10 protein-coding genes are annotated in these 16,247 nt (G+C 73.6%); 2 read left to right on the top strand and 8 right to left on the bottom strand.

Features of this window, described 5'->3' with window-relative positions:
• Positions 1–48: 48 nt before the first annotated feature.
• From ACFYMO_RS23870 to ACFYMO_RS23860, 3 genes are all read right to left on the bottom strand, one after another.
• The gene (locus ACFYMO_RS23870) at positions 49–3,444 is read right to left on the bottom strand and encodes a protein kinase (protein WP_388548742.1); all 3,396 of its coding nucleotides are present in this window, start codon (positions 3,442–3,444) and stop codon (positions 49–51) included.
• A gap of 358 nt (positions 3,445–3,802) precedes the next feature.
• Positions 3,803–6,106, bottom strand: coding sequence for a serine/threonine-protein kinase (locus ACFYMO_RS23865; RefSeq protein WP_366772457.1), 2,304 nt, complete (start codon positions 6,104–6,106; stop codon positions 3,803–3,805).
• Between the two features lie 223 nt (positions 6,107–6,329).
• A complete protein-coding gene (locus ACFYMO_RS23860) occupies positions 6,330–8,036 on the bottom strand; it encodes a glycerol-3-phosphate dehydrogenase/oxidase (RefSeq protein ID WP_366772456.1) in 1,707 nt (568 codons plus the stop codon).
• Positions 8,037–8,267: 231 nt separating this feature from the next.
• Between ACFYMO_RS23860 and ACFYMO_RS23855 the strand changes: the two genes are divergently transcribed.
• On the top strand, positions 8,268–9,527 hold the full coding sequence (locus tag ACFYMO_RS23855; protein WP_366772455.1) for a nucleotide sugar dehydrogenase: 1,260 nt from the start codon (positions 8,268–8,270) through the stop codon (positions 9,525–9,527).
• Positions 9,528–9,954: 427 nt separating this feature from the next.
• Here the strand turns inward: ACFYMO_RS23855 and ACFYMO_RS23850 are convergent, their stop codons facing one another.
• The 4 genes from ACFYMO_RS23850 to ACFYMO_RS23835 form a co-directional block, all read right to left on the bottom strand.
• Positions 9,955–11,070, bottom strand: a complete 1,116-nt coding sequence (locus ACFYMO_RS23850; protein WP_366772454.1) for a GuaB3 family IMP dehydrogenase-related protein — start codon at positions 11,068–11,070, stop codon at positions 9,955–9,957.
• A gap of 93 nt (positions 11,071–11,163) precedes the next feature.
• Positions 11,164–12,669 (bottom strand): IMP dehydrogenase, encoded by a 1,506-nt coding sequence (guaB, locus tag ACFYMO_RS23845; protein WP_366772453.1) that lies wholly within the window; start codon positions 12,667–12,669, stop codon positions 11,164–11,166.
• Between the two features lie 142 nt (positions 12,670–12,811).
• The gene (locus ACFYMO_RS23840) at positions 12,812–13,426 is read right to left on the bottom strand and encodes a sigma-70 family RNA polymerase sigma factor (RefSeq protein ID WP_019354888.1); all 615 of its coding nucleotides are present in this window, start codon (positions 13,424–13,426) and stop codon (positions 12,812–12,814) included.
• Positions 13,427–13,770: 344 nt separating this feature from the next.
• Positions 13,771–14,382, bottom strand: a complete 612-nt coding sequence (locus ACFYMO_RS23835) for a response regulator transcription factor (RefSeq protein ID WP_003948568.1) — start codon at positions 14,380–14,382, stop codon at positions 13,771–13,773.
• 367 nt (positions 14,383–14,749) lie between these two features.
• On the opposite strand from ACFYMO_RS23835, the gene ACFYMO_RS23830 reads away from it, so the two are divergent.
• On the top strand, positions 14,750–15,190 hold the full coding sequence (locus tag ACFYMO_RS23830) for a WhiB family transcriptional regulator (RefSeq protein ID WP_366772452.1): 441 nt from the start codon (positions 14,750–14,752) through the stop codon (positions 15,188–15,190).
• Between the two features lie 135 nt (positions 15,191–15,325).
• Here ACFYMO_RS23830 and ACFYMO_RS23825 read toward each other — a convergent pair whose 3' ends face one another.
• A complete protein-coding gene (locus ACFYMO_RS23825; RefSeq protein WP_366772451.1) occupies positions 15,326–16,237 on the bottom strand; it encodes a LysR family transcriptional regulator in 912 nt (303 codons plus the stop codon).
• Positions 16,238–16,247 lie beyond the last annotated feature (10 nt).

Genomic DNA, 16,247 nt, shown 5'->3' with positions numbered 1-16,247 from the left:
CCTGTGACGGGGGCCTCCGAAGGACCGAGGAGCCGAGGACCAGCGGGCTCAGCGCACGGCGGTCGGGCGGTAGGTGTCGGCGACGGCCTCGAAGTGCCGGTCGATCTCCGCCTTGTGTCCCTTGGAACCGAGCACGAGCAGCAAGTGGTAGCGGCCGTCCACGATCATCGCACGGTTGCGCGCGTACACCTGGCGCCCGCCGGGCTCCCGCCAGGAGAAGGTGCCCTCGGCCATCGCCCGGTCCCCGACGTCGATGCGCCGCAACCCGCCGGTGCTCGCCCAGTCCGCGGCCCGGTACGCGGACAGCTCCGGCTCGTCCTCGCTCTGGTAGGCCATCGGATCCTTGCCGAACTTCCCGGTGGTGTCCCGGCCGTTGACGACGACCATCTCGACCTCGCCGCCGTTGTAGCGCACCTGACCGCGCCCGTTCGCGGACCGGCGGTCCCACTCCTGCGGCACGGCGATCCGGAACCCGGCCGGATCGCGGCTGATCCGGTACCCGTCAGGCGCCTCGGGGCCGGCGGCGGGCGCGGAACTCCCGGCGCCCCCGTCGCCCTTGCGGTCCTTGTCGTTCTCACGGTCCTTGTCGTTCTCGTCGCTCCGGTCGCCCTTGCCGGCTCCCTCGTCGGACCCGCCGTCCCGCTTCCCCTCCGGTGAGGGGCCCGGGTCGCGCTCCTCCGGCACCACGACCGAGCCCCGCTGATTGTCCTCCCCCTGCTCGCCACCGGGCAGGAACCACGCGACGAACGCCACCGCCGCCGCCATGCCGACCAGTATCAGCGTCAGGACGAGCACCCCGAGCCGCCGCGGGCCGCTGCCGCGCCCCCGGTCCGGATCCGGGGCCCGCTCCGGGCTCCGGCCCGGGTCGCTTTCCAGGCTGCGGTCCGGGGTCCGCCCGCCCCGCGGCCGCCGCCGGTGCCCCACCGGCTCCGCCCGCTCGGCATGCAGCGGTGCCTCCTCGTGGTGCGGCGCCTCCTCGTGGTGCGGCGCCTGCTCGTGGTGCGGTGCCGGGTGCTGCTCGCGGGGCGCCAGCGGTTGCGGCTCGCGCCCGCGCCGCGGCGCTCCCGTGGCCCGCTTCCGCCACCGCCTGCGCACCAGTTCGCCGCGGCGCCGCACGATCGGCAGCCGGTGCGGATCGGCGGGCGCCCCCGGATCCAGGGTGAGCGGCGCCGTGACGGTCCGCAGGCCCACATCCGGCTCGGGCGCCGACCGGATGATGGAGCGCAACCAGCCCCGCAGCTCCTCGAAGTCCGGCCGCTCGGTCGGGTCCTGGCGCATCAGCGACTCGACCACCGGACGCAGCGGTCCGCAGTCCTCCGCGAACGCGGGCGGCTCCGCGCACACCATCTGCACCAGCTCGGCCGCACTGTCCTCCGGGTACGGCGCATGGCCCTGCACACAGCGGAAGAGCAGCACACCCAGCGCCCACAGGTCGGCGGCCGGGCCCACCGGCGGCGCCAGCCGCCAGTTCTCGTACACCGGCCCCGCCTGCTCCGGGGCCCAGCGCTCCGTGACCGGCCCGACCACCGTCGTACGGGCGTGCCGGGCGCGCTCCGCCGCCAGCGCGGTCGCCGGTCCGCGGTAGCGGCCGTCGACCGCCTCCGCACCGCCCCACGGCGCCTCGTCCGGAGCCGGGTATCCCGCGCCGCCGTCCCAGGGCACCTCTTCCGGGTCCGGGTGGTATCCCTCCCCGCTCCCCCAGGGGATCTCGTCCGCAGCGGCGGGCCGCTCCCCCACCGGGCCGGGCCCGGCCTCGTCGGCTCCGTATCCGCCGGGGGCAGCACCCTGGTCCCGCGCCGACGGCCCCGCGGTCCACGGCGCCGGAACACTGCGGGTACCGGCAGGCCGGGGACCGGGCAGGGCCGTGGGGCCCGTGCCGCCCCCGGTCCCGCGACCGCGGCGCGGGCCGGTGCCGGGCCGGCCGGTGGTGGAGTCACCGTACGGGCCGGTGCCGGGACGGCCGTGGGGAACGCTGCCAGGGCGGCCGTCGGGATCGGTGCCGTTGCCGGGGAATGTGCCATTGCCGGGAACGGTGCCGTTGCCGGGTTCCGCGTACGGGGCGGAAGCGGCCTCCGGCGCCGGACCCTGCCCACCGGGGGCGGGGCGGCCGAACGGCGGAGGCACGCCATAGGGGCCCGACGCGTGCGGGCCGTAGATCTCGTCGCGCTCGACCTGGCGCACCCCGCCACCGGTCAGTTCGTCGGGGTGCACCTCGTCCTCGGCGGACGGCAGCCAGCGCACGTCGTCGTCGAGCGTGTGCCCGGGGCCGTGGTCCGCCGGGCCGCCGTCCGGGCGGGCGGACCACCAGTCGGTGCCGGGCATCGGCCGGTCCGCCTCGGCCTCGCCGCGGGCACGCAGCGCCGCGTCCCGGGTGTCGGCCACCGCGCGCTGCGCTCCCTCGCGGTAGGCGGCGATCGCGCCGCGCCGCGCCGCCCGCGTGGAGACCCCGTCGGCGGGACCCTCCCGGTCCGGCAGCCCCTCGCCATGCGGACCGCGCTCGTCCCGCGGGCCGCGTACGTCCTCCTCCGGCCCGATCCTCTCCAAGCCGAAGATGCCGCGGCGCCGCTCCTCGGCGTGGGGCGCGTCCGCCGCGGGACCGCCGTCCCGTGCGGTGAATCCCTCGGGCAGCCGCTCCCCGGTCCAGGTCGCGGGCTGCGGCGCGGGGGCCGGGCCCGGGGCGGGGGCCGGGCCCGGGGCGGGTTCCCGCCGGGTGCCGGGCGCCGGCGGACCACCGGGTCCACCGTGCGGGTCGTGCTCGTCACGCCCGCCGCGTGCCGGGGCGAACGCGGAGCTTCCGGCTTCCGCCCCGGCATCGTCCGGCGGGGGCGGAGGCAGCGGGTCGTAGCCGCACAGCGCTTCCTCGGCGGCCCCCAGCGCGAGCCCGGTGAGCACAGCGCGCCCGTCCTCGCAGACGAGCACCGTGCGCGCCGTGATGTTGCGGTGCACCCAGCCGTGCGCGTGCACGATCCGCAGCGCGGCCAGCAGGTCGGCGGCGATCTCGGCGGCACGGTGCGCCCCCAGCGGGCGCTCGGCGAGCAGAGCCGCCAGGGACCGGGCGGGTACCGACTCGCTCACTATCCACAGCCCGTCGTCCTCGACGAAGACGTCGAAGATCTGGTCGAGCCTGGGATGGTCCGGAAGCTGCGCAGCGGCGACGGCGGCCTCCATCGCCCTGCGGACCGCGGGGTCCGCGGGGCTCGGGGACAGCTGCGGGCCGCTGGCGCGCGGTCCGCCGTCCGGCCCCCGGCCCGGGACACCGTGGGCCCCGTCCACCACCTCGGCCTCGACGACCTCGGGCAACGGGACCTGGCGGACGAGGACTTCCTGACCGCTGGCGACGTCCCAGGCGGGGGACTCGGCGAGTTCGTAGGCGTCGGCGGGCGGCAGGGGCAGCCGGTAGCGGTCGGCGAGCAGCCGACCGGTGTACTCCGCGTGCTCCTCCACGACGCCCTCCCCACCGCGCGCGAGACCGCCGACTGCGTTCGGTTCCGGCCTTCTTGCGGATAGCTACGGTCCGCGTCCTTCACAATACGTCCGGGAACCGGCTACGTCACCGCGCGACGGCGGTCCGGTCCGCCGTCCGGCCGGTTCCCCGGGCCGTTCCGGTGCGGCGTCCGCGCCACCCGCGCACAGCGGGCGCGTGCCATGGATTCGTGCGCCGGGCAGATGCTCCGGGCGCAGCACACATGCGTGCGGCAGCTGGTCGGACGTCAGATCCGAGGCGCCGGACGGTCGTCAGGTACCCGGCCCGGAACAGCGTGCGACCTGAGAAAGCGTGCGGACCGAGACAGCGTGCGGGCCGTCAGGCGCTCGGCTCGAAGGTCTCGAACGCGGCCTTCCGGAGCGTCGTGCACGCCTTGTCCTCCCAGGCATCGGCCTCGCAGGTGATGAGGATCGCGTAGCCGTTCTTGCCGTCGACCTTGAAGCCGCGGTCGAGCGCGTGCACCTTCTTGCCGTTCTCCTTGCGCAGGAACTGCCAGTCGGCCACGGTCGGGTAGTCACGCCACTCGACCTTCTTGATGCCGAGCGACTTGTAACCGGCGCTGGACCCCTTGACCGCGGACTCCAGATCGCGCCAGGCCCCGACGGCGTCGCCGCCGGGGCTGCTCGTGTGGTCGATCTGGATCCGCGGATAACCGCCGCCGGACGGAGCGTACTTGCGGCCCGAGTTCTTGCCCGCTATCCCGGCGGGCTTCCAGCCGTCGGGCAGGGCGACGGAGAAGTGGAACCTGCTGTCCTTGACCACGGCGTACCCGTCGGGCAGCCCGGAGCCGTCCTCCTCGCCCTTCTTGTCGTCCTTCTCGCCCTCGCCCTTGTCGTCGCCGGCGCCCTGCCCGCCGTCACCGCCGGAGGCGTCCCCCTCCTCGCCCGCCTTCCCGGCGGTGGCCTGCTCGCCCTCGCGGGTGCCGCCCGCGCCGTTCCCGGCGCTGCTGCCGGCCGAGCCGGACGCCTTGCCGCCGCCGTCGCCACCGCTGTTCACCACGATCAGCACGATGACCAGAACGACGGCCAGCACCGCAGCCGCCGCGATCGCCAGCGTCCGGGGCGAGAGGCCCTTGCGCAGCTCGGGCAGCTCCCGCAGATCACGCAGCGAGGTGATCGCACCGCTGCCCCCGCTCTCCGGCGGGAGCGCCCTGCTGCCACTGCCCGGACCCGGCAGCGGACCACCACCGGAGCCGGAGCCGGAGGAGCCCGTGGCGGGGGAGCCGGAGCCGGTGGCGGAGGAGTCCGCCGCGGCATCGGACGTCCCGGAGATCTCTCCGTCGCCCGCGCCGCCGCCGGCCGCCGGCGCGTCGCCGCTCTTCCGGCCCCGGGTCCCGCCCGGCGCCGAGGGCGGCGGTGCCGAGGAGCGGGGCGGTGCCGCGGGCGGCGAAGACGCCGCGGAGGCCGCGCCGGAAGAGGTGCCGCGCGGGGAGTCCGTACGGGCGGGAGGGGCGGACGAGCTCTCCGGGCCGCCGCCCCGGGGCGGAGTGCCCGAGCCGGTGCGCTCCGGGGCTCCAGTGGCGCCCGCGGCGGCCGAGCCGACGCCGACGGCACCCGCCGCGTTGCGGACCGACTTCAGCGCGCCCCGCAGCCGTTCGCCCGAACCGGTGCTCTCCGAGCGGCGCTTGCGCCTGCCGCCGGTCGTCCCGGCGCTGTAGGCGGGGCCGTCCGCGCCGGGATCGGCGGCCGCGGCGGAACCCTTGGCGCCCGGTGCGGCCGCGGGCGGCACCGGGGGCAGGACGGAGGTGCGCTCGGCGCGGCTCTCGGCGTCCCGCCCGGACGAACCCAGCGGGTTGCGGTGCCCGGAGGCGACCGGTTCCAGCAGCAGCCGTGCCCCGCTCACGTCGAGCCGCTTCTCCGGCTCCTTGACCAGCAGCCCGGCGATGACCTCGCTCAACTCGCCCGCATGTTCGGGATACGGCACGGGTTCGGTCATCACGGCCGTCAGGGTGGAGATGGCCGAGCCCTTGTCGTACGGGGGGTGGCCCTCGACGGCGGCGAACAGCAGGCCGCCCAGCGACCACAGGTCGGCGGGCGGGCCCGGGGGCTTGCCGCGCGCCCGCTCGGGAGAGATGTAGGAAGGGGCGCCGACGAGCATGCCGGTCGAGGTGACGGACGGGTCGCCCTCGACCTTGGCGATGCCGAAGTCGGTGAGGACCACGCGGCCGGTGCCGTCCTCCAGCAGCACGTTGGAGGGCTTCACGTCGCGGTGCAGGATGCCCTCGCGGTGGGCCGCGCGGAGCACGTCGAGGATGGCGAGGCCGACCTCTGCCGCGCGCTGCGGATCCAGCGGACCGTCGTTCTTGATCTTGTCGGCCAGGGAGCGGCCCTCGACCAGTTCCATCACGATCCACGGCCGGCTGTCCTCGTTGACGACGTCGAAGACGGTGACGGCACTGCCGCTGCGGATCCTCGCGATGGCCTTCGCCTCACGCAAGGTGCGCGTGATGAGCCGCTGCTTCTCCTCCTCGTCGACGCTGGAGGGAAAGCGGAGCTCCTTCACGGCGACCCGGCGGCCCAGGACTTCGTCCTCGCCGCGCCAGACAGTGCCCATACCGCCGCGCCCGAGGACCTCCCCGAGCCGATAGCGCCCGCCTACCAGCCGTCCCGCGTCCTCGCTCATGAATCCCCTTGTGTCCCCTCTGCGTGAGAGCCCGCCCCCGGCAGAGCCTTCATTGTGAACCATCACCCCGACAAGACGTGTACGGGGGCAGCACAGTTACACCACAGCCCCACCACTCCTCACCGGGGTTCACACGCCCAACAGCCGCCGCGGCCACGACCAGTCCGACGGGGGACCCGCGACCGGGTCCCCCTGGCACCAGCACTCCCGCGAAACCCCCGCGCTACACGGGCGCGATGTCGGGCGCCCCCAACCGCGCGGCGTCCGCCGTCTGGTCGTCCGGCTGCAACTGCGACTCGCGCTCCGCCTCGACCCGCTTCCGGTAGTGCTCGACCTCCCGGTCCACCTGGCCGGAGTCCCAACCCAGCACCGGCGCCATCAACTCGGCGCACTCCCGTGCGCTCCGTGCGCCCCGGTCGAAGGTCTCGATGGAGATGCGCGTGCGGCGGGTCAGCACATCGTCCAGATGACGGGCACCCTCGTGCGTGCAGGCGTAGACGACCTCCGCCTTGAGGTAGTCGTCGGCCGCGGGCAGCGGCTCGCGCAGCGCGGGCTCCTTCGCGATCAGGTCGAGCACCTCCTCCGTCATCGAGCCGTAGCGGCCCAGCAGATGTTCCACCCGGGCCACATGCAGTCCGGCGCGCTGCGCCAGGCGAGCGCGCCCGTTCCACAGCGCGGCGTACCCCTCGGCCCCGGCCAGCCGCACCTCCTCCGTGACGCACTCGGCGACCCGGTGGTCGAGCCCGTGCACCGCCTCGTCCACCGCGTCCTTGGCCATCACCCGGTAGGTCGTGTACTTGCCGCCCGCGACGACGACGAGCCCCGGCACCGGATGGGCCACCGTGTGCTCGCGGGACAGCTTGCTCGTCGCCTCCGACTCGCCCGCCAGCAGCGGCCGCAGACCCGCGTAGACGCCCTCCACGTCGTCCCGGGTCAGCGGGACCGCCAGCACCTCGTTGACATGGTCGAGCAGGTAGTCGATGTCGGCGCTGGACGCGGCCGGGTGCGCCTTGTCCAGGTCCCAGCCGGTGTCCGTGGTGCCGATGATCCAGTGCCGGCCCCACGGAATGACGAACAGCACGCTCTTCTCCGTACGGAGGATGAGCCCGGTCGTGGAGTTGATGCGGTCCTTGGGGACGACGAGATGGATGCCCTTGGAGGCGCGGACGTGGAACTGGCCCCGCTCGGCGATCAGCCCCTGGGTGTCGTCCGTCCACACACCGGTGGCGTTGACGACCTGCCGGGCCCGCACCTCGTACTCGCCGCCCTGCTCCAGATCCTCGATCCGGGCACCGACGACGCGTTCACCCTCCCGCAGGAAGCCGACCACCCGCGCACGGTTGGCCGCGCGCGCCCCGTACTCCGCCGCCGTGCGCACCAGCGTGGCGACGAAGCGGGCATCGTCCACCTGCGCGTCGTAGTACTGCAACGCACCCACCAGCGCACCCTTCTTCAACGCGGGAGCGACTCGCAGCGCATGACGGCGCGAGAGATGACGGTGCCTCGGCAGTCCGCGGCCGTGCCCGGAGGAGACCGACATGACGTCGTACATCGCCACCCCGCTGCCCGCGTACAGCCGCTCCCAGCCGCGGTGCTGCAAGGGATAGAGGAATGGAACCGGCTTGACCAGGTGCGGCGCCAGCCGTTCCAGCAGCAGGCCGCGTTCCTTGAGCGCCTCGCGCACCAGTGCGAAATCCAGCATCTCCAGATACCGCAGCCCGCCGTGGATGAGCTTGCTGGAGCGGCTGGAGGTACCCGAAGCCCAGTCACGGGCCTCCACGATCCCGGTGGACAGGCCGCGGGTGACCGCGTCCAGCGCCGTACCCGCGCCGACGATGCCGCCACCGACCACCAGCACATCGAGTTCGGTCTCGGCCATCCTCGCCAGCGCGTCCGCGCGCTGCTCCGGTCCCAATGCCGCTGTCCTCACTGCTGCCTCCCAAGCTGCTCGACTGGTGCTCGTCAGTACTCGGACACCGCCCCGTGGTCCCCCTGACGATGGTCCCCCATTCCCGCGACTTTGGCCGAGCGTCGGCCCTGCTGAGTGCGCAATCCGACTTGTCTGTCATATGGGCTCTTAACCTTAATTTGCGCCGCTCGCCACTCCCGGTGCTGCCCGGGGACAGAACCGGGACGATAAGGGGAAGGGAAGACCGCTGTCATGCCCGCAGATCTCGCCGTGCTGGGACTCGCCCATTCGGGGCTGCCGCTCGCCCAGGCAGCGACAGCGAACGGAATCAGCACCATCGGGTACGACCCCGACCGCGGCGTCGTCGCCGACATCGGCGCCGGCCGCCCGCCCGGAGACGCGCCGCTCGCCGCCGCCGAGGTACGGCGGATGCTCGCCAAAGGCTTCACCGCCAGCAGCGACCCGGCCGTCCTCGGACGCGTCCGCACCGCCGTCATCTGCGCGGCCACCGCACTCGGCCCCAACCGCGCCCCCGACCTGAGCGCCGTCCGCACCACCGCCCGCACCCTGGCCGCCCGGCTGCGCCCGCGCACCCTCGTCGTCGTCGAATCCAGCGTCCACCCCGGCTGCACGGAGGACGTCGTACAGCCCCTGCTGGAAGAAGGCTCCGGGCTGCGGGCCGGGCGCGACTTCCACCTCGCCTGCTCACCCTCCCGGGTCGACCCCGGCAACCGCACCCACGACTACACCGCCATCCCCAAAGTCATCGGCGGGCTCACCCCCGCCTGCACCGAGGCCGCCGCCGCGTTCTACGGGCGGCTCACCAAAGTCGTCCGCGCCCGCGGGCCGCGCGAAGCCGAGACCGCCAAACTCCTGGAGACCAACTACCGGCACGTCAACATCGCCCTCATGAACGAGATGGCCGTCTTCTGCCACGACCTCGGCATCGACCTGTGGGACGTCGTGCGGTGCGCCGAGACCAAACCCTTCGGCTTCCAGTCCTTCCGGCCCGGCCCCGGCGTCGGCGGCCCCAGCGTGCCCGTCGACCCCAACTACCTCTCATACCACAGCCGCTCGCTGGGCTACCCACTGCGCATGGTGGAACTCGCCCAGGAAGTCAACGACCGCATGCCCCGCTACGTCGCCCAACGCGCCGCCGTCCTGCTCAACGAACACGGAAAATCCGCCCGCGGCGCACGCATCCTGCTGCTCGGCGTCACCTACAAACCCGACCTCGCCAGCCAGGAAGGCGCCCCCGCGCGCGAAGTCGCCGGCCGCCTCAAAGAACTCGGCGCCCAGCTGAGCTATCACGACCCCTACGTGCCGCAATGGCGCGTCGCGGGCCAACCCGTACCCCGCGCCGACGCGCTGTACGAGGCCGCGGCGGAGGCGGACCTCACCCTGCTGTTGCAGCACCATCGCCGGTACGACCTGCAGGGGCTCGCCGCGAAGGCGCAGCTCCTCCTCGACACTCGCGGAGCGAGTCCCACCGGTGCGGCCCACCGGCTCTGACGCTTTCGCCGGCGCCGTCTCTCCCCTTCGCGGGGTGCGGTTCCCTTCGCGGGGTGCGGTCCCCCGTCTGTTGTTCGCCTCCGTGCGGCGGCGTTGTCGGAGGCTTCGCCCCCGAACCCCCTTGTCCTCGCCGGACGGGCGTCGGGGCGGCTCCTCCCCCAGACTTCGTCCGGGGGCCCCACCCGACGGCCCCCCGCTAGGAGGCTCCGCCCCCTAGAACCCCCAGCCGCACCGAAGTGAGCCCTTGCGGACCCTGCTCCGGGTCTCTTCTTCGGCCCCTCGGGTGCGGGAGGAGTCCTGATGCCGTCCGGCACAGCCCAACAGCGCCCCCCGACACCACCGCTCGGCGGCAGCCGAAGGACAACGGGGGGGGTGTGCCCCCATGGAGCCAGGCCACCCGCGGAGGGGAACCGGCTCGGCGAAGGGGTTAGCGGGAGCGGGCTACGGTCACCTCTACGCGCTGGAACTCCTTGAGGTCGGAGTAGCCCGTGGTGGCCATGGCGCGCCGGAGTGCGCCGAAGAAGTTCATCGAACCGTCGGGGATGTGCGAGGGGCCGAGCAGGACCTCTTCCATGGTGCCGACCGCACCCAGGTCGACGCGGCGGCCGCGGGGGACGTCCTCGTGCACGGCCTCCATGCCCCAGTGGTGACCCTTGCCGGGCGCGTCGGAGGCGCGGGCCAGCGGGGAGCCCATCATCACGGCGTCGGCGCCGCAGGCGACCGCCTTGGGCAGGTCGCCGGACCAGCCGACGCCACCGTCCGCGATGACATGCACATAGCGCCCGCCGGACTCGTCGAGGTAGTCGCGCCGGGCCGCGGCGACGTCGGCGACGGCGCTCGCCATCGGCACCTGGATGCCCAGCACGTTCCGCGTGGTGTGCGCGGCACCTCCGCCGAAGCCGACGAGGACGCCGGCGGCGCCGGTGCGCATCAGATGGAGCGCTGCGGTGTAGGTGGCGCAGCCGCCGACGATGACCGGCACGTCCAGCTCGTAGATGAACTGCTTGAGGTTCAGCGGCTCGGCGGCGCCGGAGACGTGCTCGGCGGAGACCGTGGTGCCGCGGATGACGAACAGGTCCACGCCCGCGTCCACCACGGCCTTGGAGAACTGCGCCGTGCGCTGCGGCGACAGCGCGGCGGCGGTCACCACGCCCGAGTCGCGGACCTCCTTGATCCGCTGCCCGATCAGCTCCTCCTTGATCGGCTCGGCGTAGATCTGCTGCATCCGCCGGTTGGCTGTCGCCTCGTCGAGTTCCCCGATCTCCTGCAGCAGCGGCTCGGGGTCCTCGTACCGGGTCCACAGGCCCTCGAGGTTGAGCACGCCGAGGCCGCCGAGCTCTCCGATGCGGATGGCGGTACGCGGGGAGACGACCGAGTCCATGGGCGCGGCGAGGAACGGCAGCTCGAAGCGGTAAGCGTCGATCTGCCAGGCGATGGAGACCTCCTTCGGGTCGCGGGTGCGCCTGCTGGGCACCACCGCGATGTCGTCGAAGGCGTACGCCTGCCGCCCGCGCTTGCCGCGCCCGATCTCGATCTCAGTCACGTCTGCTGCCTCTCACTCTGGTGTGCCGCGGTCCAGTATCGCCGACACGCCGGAGCCCGCGGCTCCGGGAGGACCGCGGGCTCGGGGACGGGGTCAGCTCCGGGAGTAGTTCGGAGCCTCGGTCGTCATCTGCACGTCGTGCGGGTGGCTCTCCTTGAGCCCGGCCGCGGTGATGCGCACGAAGCGCCCGCGGTCCTGCAACTCGGGGACGGTACGGCCGCCGACGTAGAACATGGACTGCTTCAGACCGCCGACCAGCTGGTGCACCACGGCGCCGAGCGGGCCGCGGTAGGCGACCTGGCCCTCGACGCCTTCGGGGATCAGCTTGTCGTCGCCGCTGACGCCCTCCTGGAAGTAGCGGTCCTTGGAGTAGGACTTGCTGTCGCCGCGGGTCTGCATCGCGCCGAGCGAGCCCATGCCGCGGTAGGACTTGAACTGCTTGCCGTTGATGAACAGCAGCTCGCCGGGGGACTCCTCGCAGCCCGCGAGCAGGCTGCCGAGCATCACCGTGTCGGCACCGGCGACCAGGGCCTTGGCGATGTCGCCGCTGTACTGCAGGCCGCCGTCGCCGATCACCGGGACACCGGCCTCCCGCGCGGCCAGCGACGCCTCGTAGATGGCGGTGACCTGCGGGACGCCGATCCCGGCGACGACGCGGGTGGTGCAGATGGAGCCGGGGCCCACACCGACCTTCACGCCGTCGGCACCGGCGTCGATCAGTGCCTTGGCGCCGTCGCGGGTGGCGATGTTGCCACCGACGACGTCGACACGCGGATGGTTCGACTTGATCTTGGCGATCATGTCGGCGACGAGCCGCGAGTGGCCGTGCGCGGTGTCGACGACGACGAAGTCGACACCCGCCTCGATGAGCGCCTGGGCCCGGTCGTAGGCGTCGCCCGCGACACCGACGGCGGCGCCGACGACCAGCCGGCCCTCGGCGTCCTTGGCGGCGTTCGGGTACTGCTCCGCCTTGACGAAGTCCTTGACGGTGATCAGGCCCTTGAGCGTGCCCCCGCCGTCCACCAGCGGCAGCTTCTCGATCTTGTGGCGGCGCAGCAGCTCCATCGCGGCGTCCCGCGAGATCCCGACCTCGCCGGTGACCAGCGGCATCGGCGTCATGACATCCCGGACCTGGCGGCTGCGGTCCAGCTCGAAGGCCATATCGCGGTTGGTGACGATGCCCAGGAGCTTGCCCGCGGCGTCGGTGACCGGGACGCCGCTGATGCGGAACCGGCCGCAGAGCGCGTCGGCCTCCTGGAGGGTGGCGTCGGGCCGGATGGTGATGGGGTCGGTGACCATCCCGGACTCGGACCGCTTGACCTGGTCGACCTGGTTGGCCTGGTCCTCGATCGAGAGGTTGCGGTGCAGCACGCCCACGCCACCCTGCCGGGCCATCGCGATGGCCATCCGGCCCTCGGTGACCTTGTCCATGGCGGCGGACAGCAGCGGCACGTTGACCCGCACGTTGCGCGAGACGTACGACGCGGTGTCGATGTCCTGCGGTGCCATGTCCGACTCGCCTGGCAGCAGCAGTACGTCGTCGTATGTCAGGCCCAGAGTGGCGAATTTTGCAGGCACTCCGTCGACGTTCTCAGTCATGACACCTTTCCCATGCTTGCCCCGGCCGGATGTCCATGCTAGCGGGCCCGGACGGGTGACCGGACCGCCTGTGGACGAGCTCCGGTTCTCGGGCGTCCGTGTGCGCGAGAGCCCCCGCGCACCTCGCTCCCGTGCGGCGGAACTACTGCTCTGCCAGCGCCCGCAGCCGGCTGAGCGCCCGGTGCTGGGCGACGCGGACGGCTCCGGGTGACATTCCCAGCAGTTGCCCGGTCTCCTCGGCCGTGAGACCCACGGCGACCCGCAGCAGCACCAGCTCACGCTGGTGTTCGGGCAGGTTCGCCAGCAGCTTCTTGGCCCATTCCGCGTCGCTGCTGAGCAGCGCCCGCTCCTCGGGGCCGAGGGAGTCGTCGGGCCGCTCGGGCATCTCGTCCGAGGGCACGGCGGTGGAGCCGGGCCCGCGCATCGCGGCCCGCTGGAGGTCGGCGACCTTGTGCTGGGCGATGGCCACGACGAACGCCTCGAACGGCTTGCCGGTGTCCCGGTAGCGCGGCAGCGCGCAGAGCACCGCGATGCAGACCTCCTGGGCGAGGTCGTCGACGAAGTGACGCGCGTCACCGGGCAGTCGCGTCAACCGCGTACGGCAGTACCGCACGGCCAGCGGATGCACATGGGCGAGCAGATCGTGCGTGGCTTGGCTGTCGCCCTCGACAGCGCGCTGAACGAGTTTGCCGACCTTGGCGACCTCGGCCGCGTCCGCGGCCCCGGCCGGCGGCGGCCCGCTCTCGTCGTCGCGCATCGGTCCATGGTGCACCGACGCCGCGCGGTTCGCCGCACCGCGCTCGTAGAAGTGAGCCGAAGCGTTATGAGCAGGCGCACTGGCCCTCATGTCCACGCCCTCCCCTCACGCCTGACCGACAGGTCCCCGAGGAACTCCATACAACAAGCATGCGGCACGCGCGAGATTTCTCGGCAGCCGCGGGGAAAATCCGCGGGAACACCGGCCCGGCCGGGGCCGCCGTCCCACTCGCCGGCGACCGGTTCCGGGCGCGGACGAGCGGGCGGACGGGCGGTTGCCGTGCGAGGCGGGACGTGCTCGGCCTGCGGCCGGGAGGTGCCCCCGGGCGGACACCCGGCACCGGGTCAGCGGACGAGACCCCAGCGGAACCCGAGCGCCACCGCGTGCGCGCGGTCCGAGGCGCCGAGCTTCTTGAAGAGCCGCCTGGCGTGCGTCTTGACGGTGTCCTCCGAGAGGAAGAGCTCCCGCCCGATCTCCGCGTTGGAGCGGCCGTGGCTCATGCCCTCCAGCACCTGGATCTCCCGCGCGGTGAGGGTCGGCGCGGCGCCCATCTCGGCCGACCGCAGCCGCCGGGGGGCGAGCCGCCAGGTGGGGTCGGCCAGCGCCTGGGTGACGGTCGCGCGCAGCTCGGCGCGGGAGGCGTCCTTGTGCAGGTACCCGCGGGCGCCGGCCGCCACGGCCAGCGCGACGCCGTCCAGGTCCTCGGCCACCGTCAGCATGATGATGCGGGCGCCGGGGTCGGCGGAGAGCAGCCGCCGCACGGTCTCCACTCCGCCCAGGCCGGGCATCCGGACGTCCATCAGGATCAGGTCGGACCGGTCGGCGCCCCAGCGGCGGAGGACTTCCTCGCCGTTGGCCGCCGTCGTCACACGCTCGACGCCGGGCACGGTCGCGACCGCGCGGCGCAGGGCCTCTCGGGCGAGCGGGGAGTCGTCGCATACGAGGACGGATGTCATGGCCGCCCTCCGCTGCTGATGCGCATCACCTTGAGCCTCCAGGCTGCTTGAGAATCGTCACCTGCGCGATTGACGGCCGCGGAGGCCTGCCGCCCCGGACCGGTTCCGAACCAATCGCTTTCGCTCTCTCAACGACGGTCACCCGAAAGAGTTACGGCTTCCAGCCGCCGTTCTCAGCACTCTACGTGAGCGTCCGTACACAGAGCAGCAACATCCCGGCTTTGCAGCGACCGACGCACCATTGATCCTGAAGTGCCCTATTCAGATGCATTACTTCCGTTTTGCGAGTTTGATCGCTAGATTCGCGAAAGAGTCATATTTACGCACGAGTGTCAGATCACCTCCAGCAGCACTCAGGAGAGACGCGATGGCAGACTTCTCCCGCCTTCCTGGACCCAACGCGGATCTGTGGGACTGGCAGCTTCTGGCCGCCTGCCGGGGGGTGGACAGTTCGCTGTTCTTCCACCCCGAGGGGGAGCGCGGCGCCGCCCGCAGTGCGCGGGAGGCGTCCGCCAAGGAGGTGTGCATGCGCTGCCCCGTGCGCGCCGAGTGCGCGGCACACGCTCTCCAGGTGCGCGAGCCCTACGGGGTGTGGGGCGGGCTCACCGAGGACGAGCGCGAGGAGCTGCTGGGCCGGGCCCGGAACCGGCTGGTGACCACACACGGCCCCGCGCAGGACCAGCGGCCGTCGGCTCCGGGCGGGGCGGCTCCGGGGGGAGCGGCTGCGGGCGGCGCGGGGGCTGCGGACGACGGGCCCGCGCACGGAGGTGCGGCCGGGCACACCGCGGAACCGGTCGGCGAGATGTGAGCGGATCCCGCCCGGCCGACCGCGCGCCGGGCACCGCGCGGCACCGACGAATCCCCGGACGCCGCGCAGAATCGTTCCCTCACGCGGCTGACCGCCGCCCGGGCCGACCGCCCACCGCGCCCGGCCGGGCGGCGGTCAGCCGCGGGCCGCCGCGAGCCGGTCCAGCATCGCGGCGACGGCGGGCACCCGCGCCAGGTCGGGCAGCGTCAGCGCGACCACCTCGCGCTGCACGGCCGGCGCCACCCGGACCGCACGCGTCCCCCGCGGGCGCACCGACTCCACGGCCAGCTCCGGCAGCACCGCGACCCCCAACCCCGCGCCGACCAGGCCCACCACCGCCGGATAGTCGTCGGTCGCGAAGTCGATCCGCGGCGTGAACCCCGCCGCCTCGCACACCTGGACGAGGTGCCGGCGGCAGCGGGGGCAGCCCGCGATCCAGGGCTCCTCGGCGAGGGTGCCGATGCCGACCTCCGCGGCGTCCGCGAAGGGGTGCCCCTCCGGCACCAGCCCCACCAGCCGGTCGGTCAGCAGCGGCCGGACCACCAGGTCGTCCGCCTCCCAGTCCTCGGCCGGGACGTGCTCCCCCGGCACGGGGTCGTAGCGGAAGGCCAGCGCGATCTCGCAGTCCCCCGCCCGCAGCATCTCCACCGAGCGCGGCGGCTCCGCCTCCACCAGCGAGACCCGGGTGCCCGGGTGAGCGGCCCGCATCGCCGCGACGGCGGTGGGCACCAGCGTGGAGCTGCCGCTGGGGAAGGAGACCAGCCGCACCCGCCCGGCCCGCAGCCCGGCCAGCGCCGCCACCTCCTCCTCGGCGGCCGTCAGCCCCGCCAGGATCCCGGTGGCGTGCCGTACCAGCGCCTCGCCCGCCTCGGTCGGGCGCGTCTCACGTCCCGTCCGCACCAGCAGCGGGGTGCCCGCGGCGGCCTCCAGCGCCTTCATCTGCTGGCTGACGGCGGGCTGCGTACAGCCCAGCTCGCGTGCCGCCGCGGAGAAGGATCCGGTTCGGGTGACCGCACGCAGGACGCGCAGATGACGGGCCTCGATCATGCGCCCGAGC

It is taken from the genome of Streptomyces sp. NPDC007025 (genome assembly GCF_042869455.1).
Lineage (GTDB): Bacteria > Actinomycetota > Actinomycetes > Streptomycetales > Streptomycetaceae > Streptomyces.
Note: the sequence above shows the minus strand (reverse complement) of the source record. Positions and strands in the feature narration are given on the sequence as shown.

What these genes read in the sequence shown, in the direction of transcription:
- guaB (WP_366772453.1), bottom strand. Translation starts at nt 12,669, where the DNA reads ATGACTGAGAACGTCGACGGAGTGCCTGCAAAATTCGCCACTCTGGGC.
- ACFYMO_RS23835 (WP_003948568.1), bottom strand. Translation starts at nt 14,382, where the DNA reads ATGACATCCGTCCTCGTATGCGACGACTCCCCGCTCGCCCGAGAGGCC.
- ACFYMO_RS23830 (WP_366772452.1), top strand. Translation starts at nt 14,750, where the DNA reads ATGGCAGACTTCTCCCGCCTTCCTGGACCCAACGCGGATCTGTGGGAC.
- ACFYMO_RS23855 (WP_366772455.1), top strand. Translation starts at nt 8,268, where the DNA reads ATGCCCGCAGATCTCGCCGTGCTGGGACTCGCCCATTCGGGGCTGCCG.
- ACFYMO_RS23840 (WP_019354888.1), bottom strand. Translation starts at nt 13,426, where the DNA reads ATGCGCGACGACGAGAGCGGGCCGCCGCCGGCCGGGGCCGCGGACGCG.
- ACFYMO_RS23865 (WP_366772457.1), bottom strand. Translation starts at nt 6,106, where the DNA reads ATGAGCGAGGACGCGGGACGGCTGGTAGGCGGGCGCTATCGGCTCGGG.
- ACFYMO_RS23825 (WP_366772451.1), bottom strand. Translation starts at nt 16,237, where the DNA reads ATGATCGAGGCCCGTCATCTGCGCGTCCTGCGTGCGGTCACCCGAACC.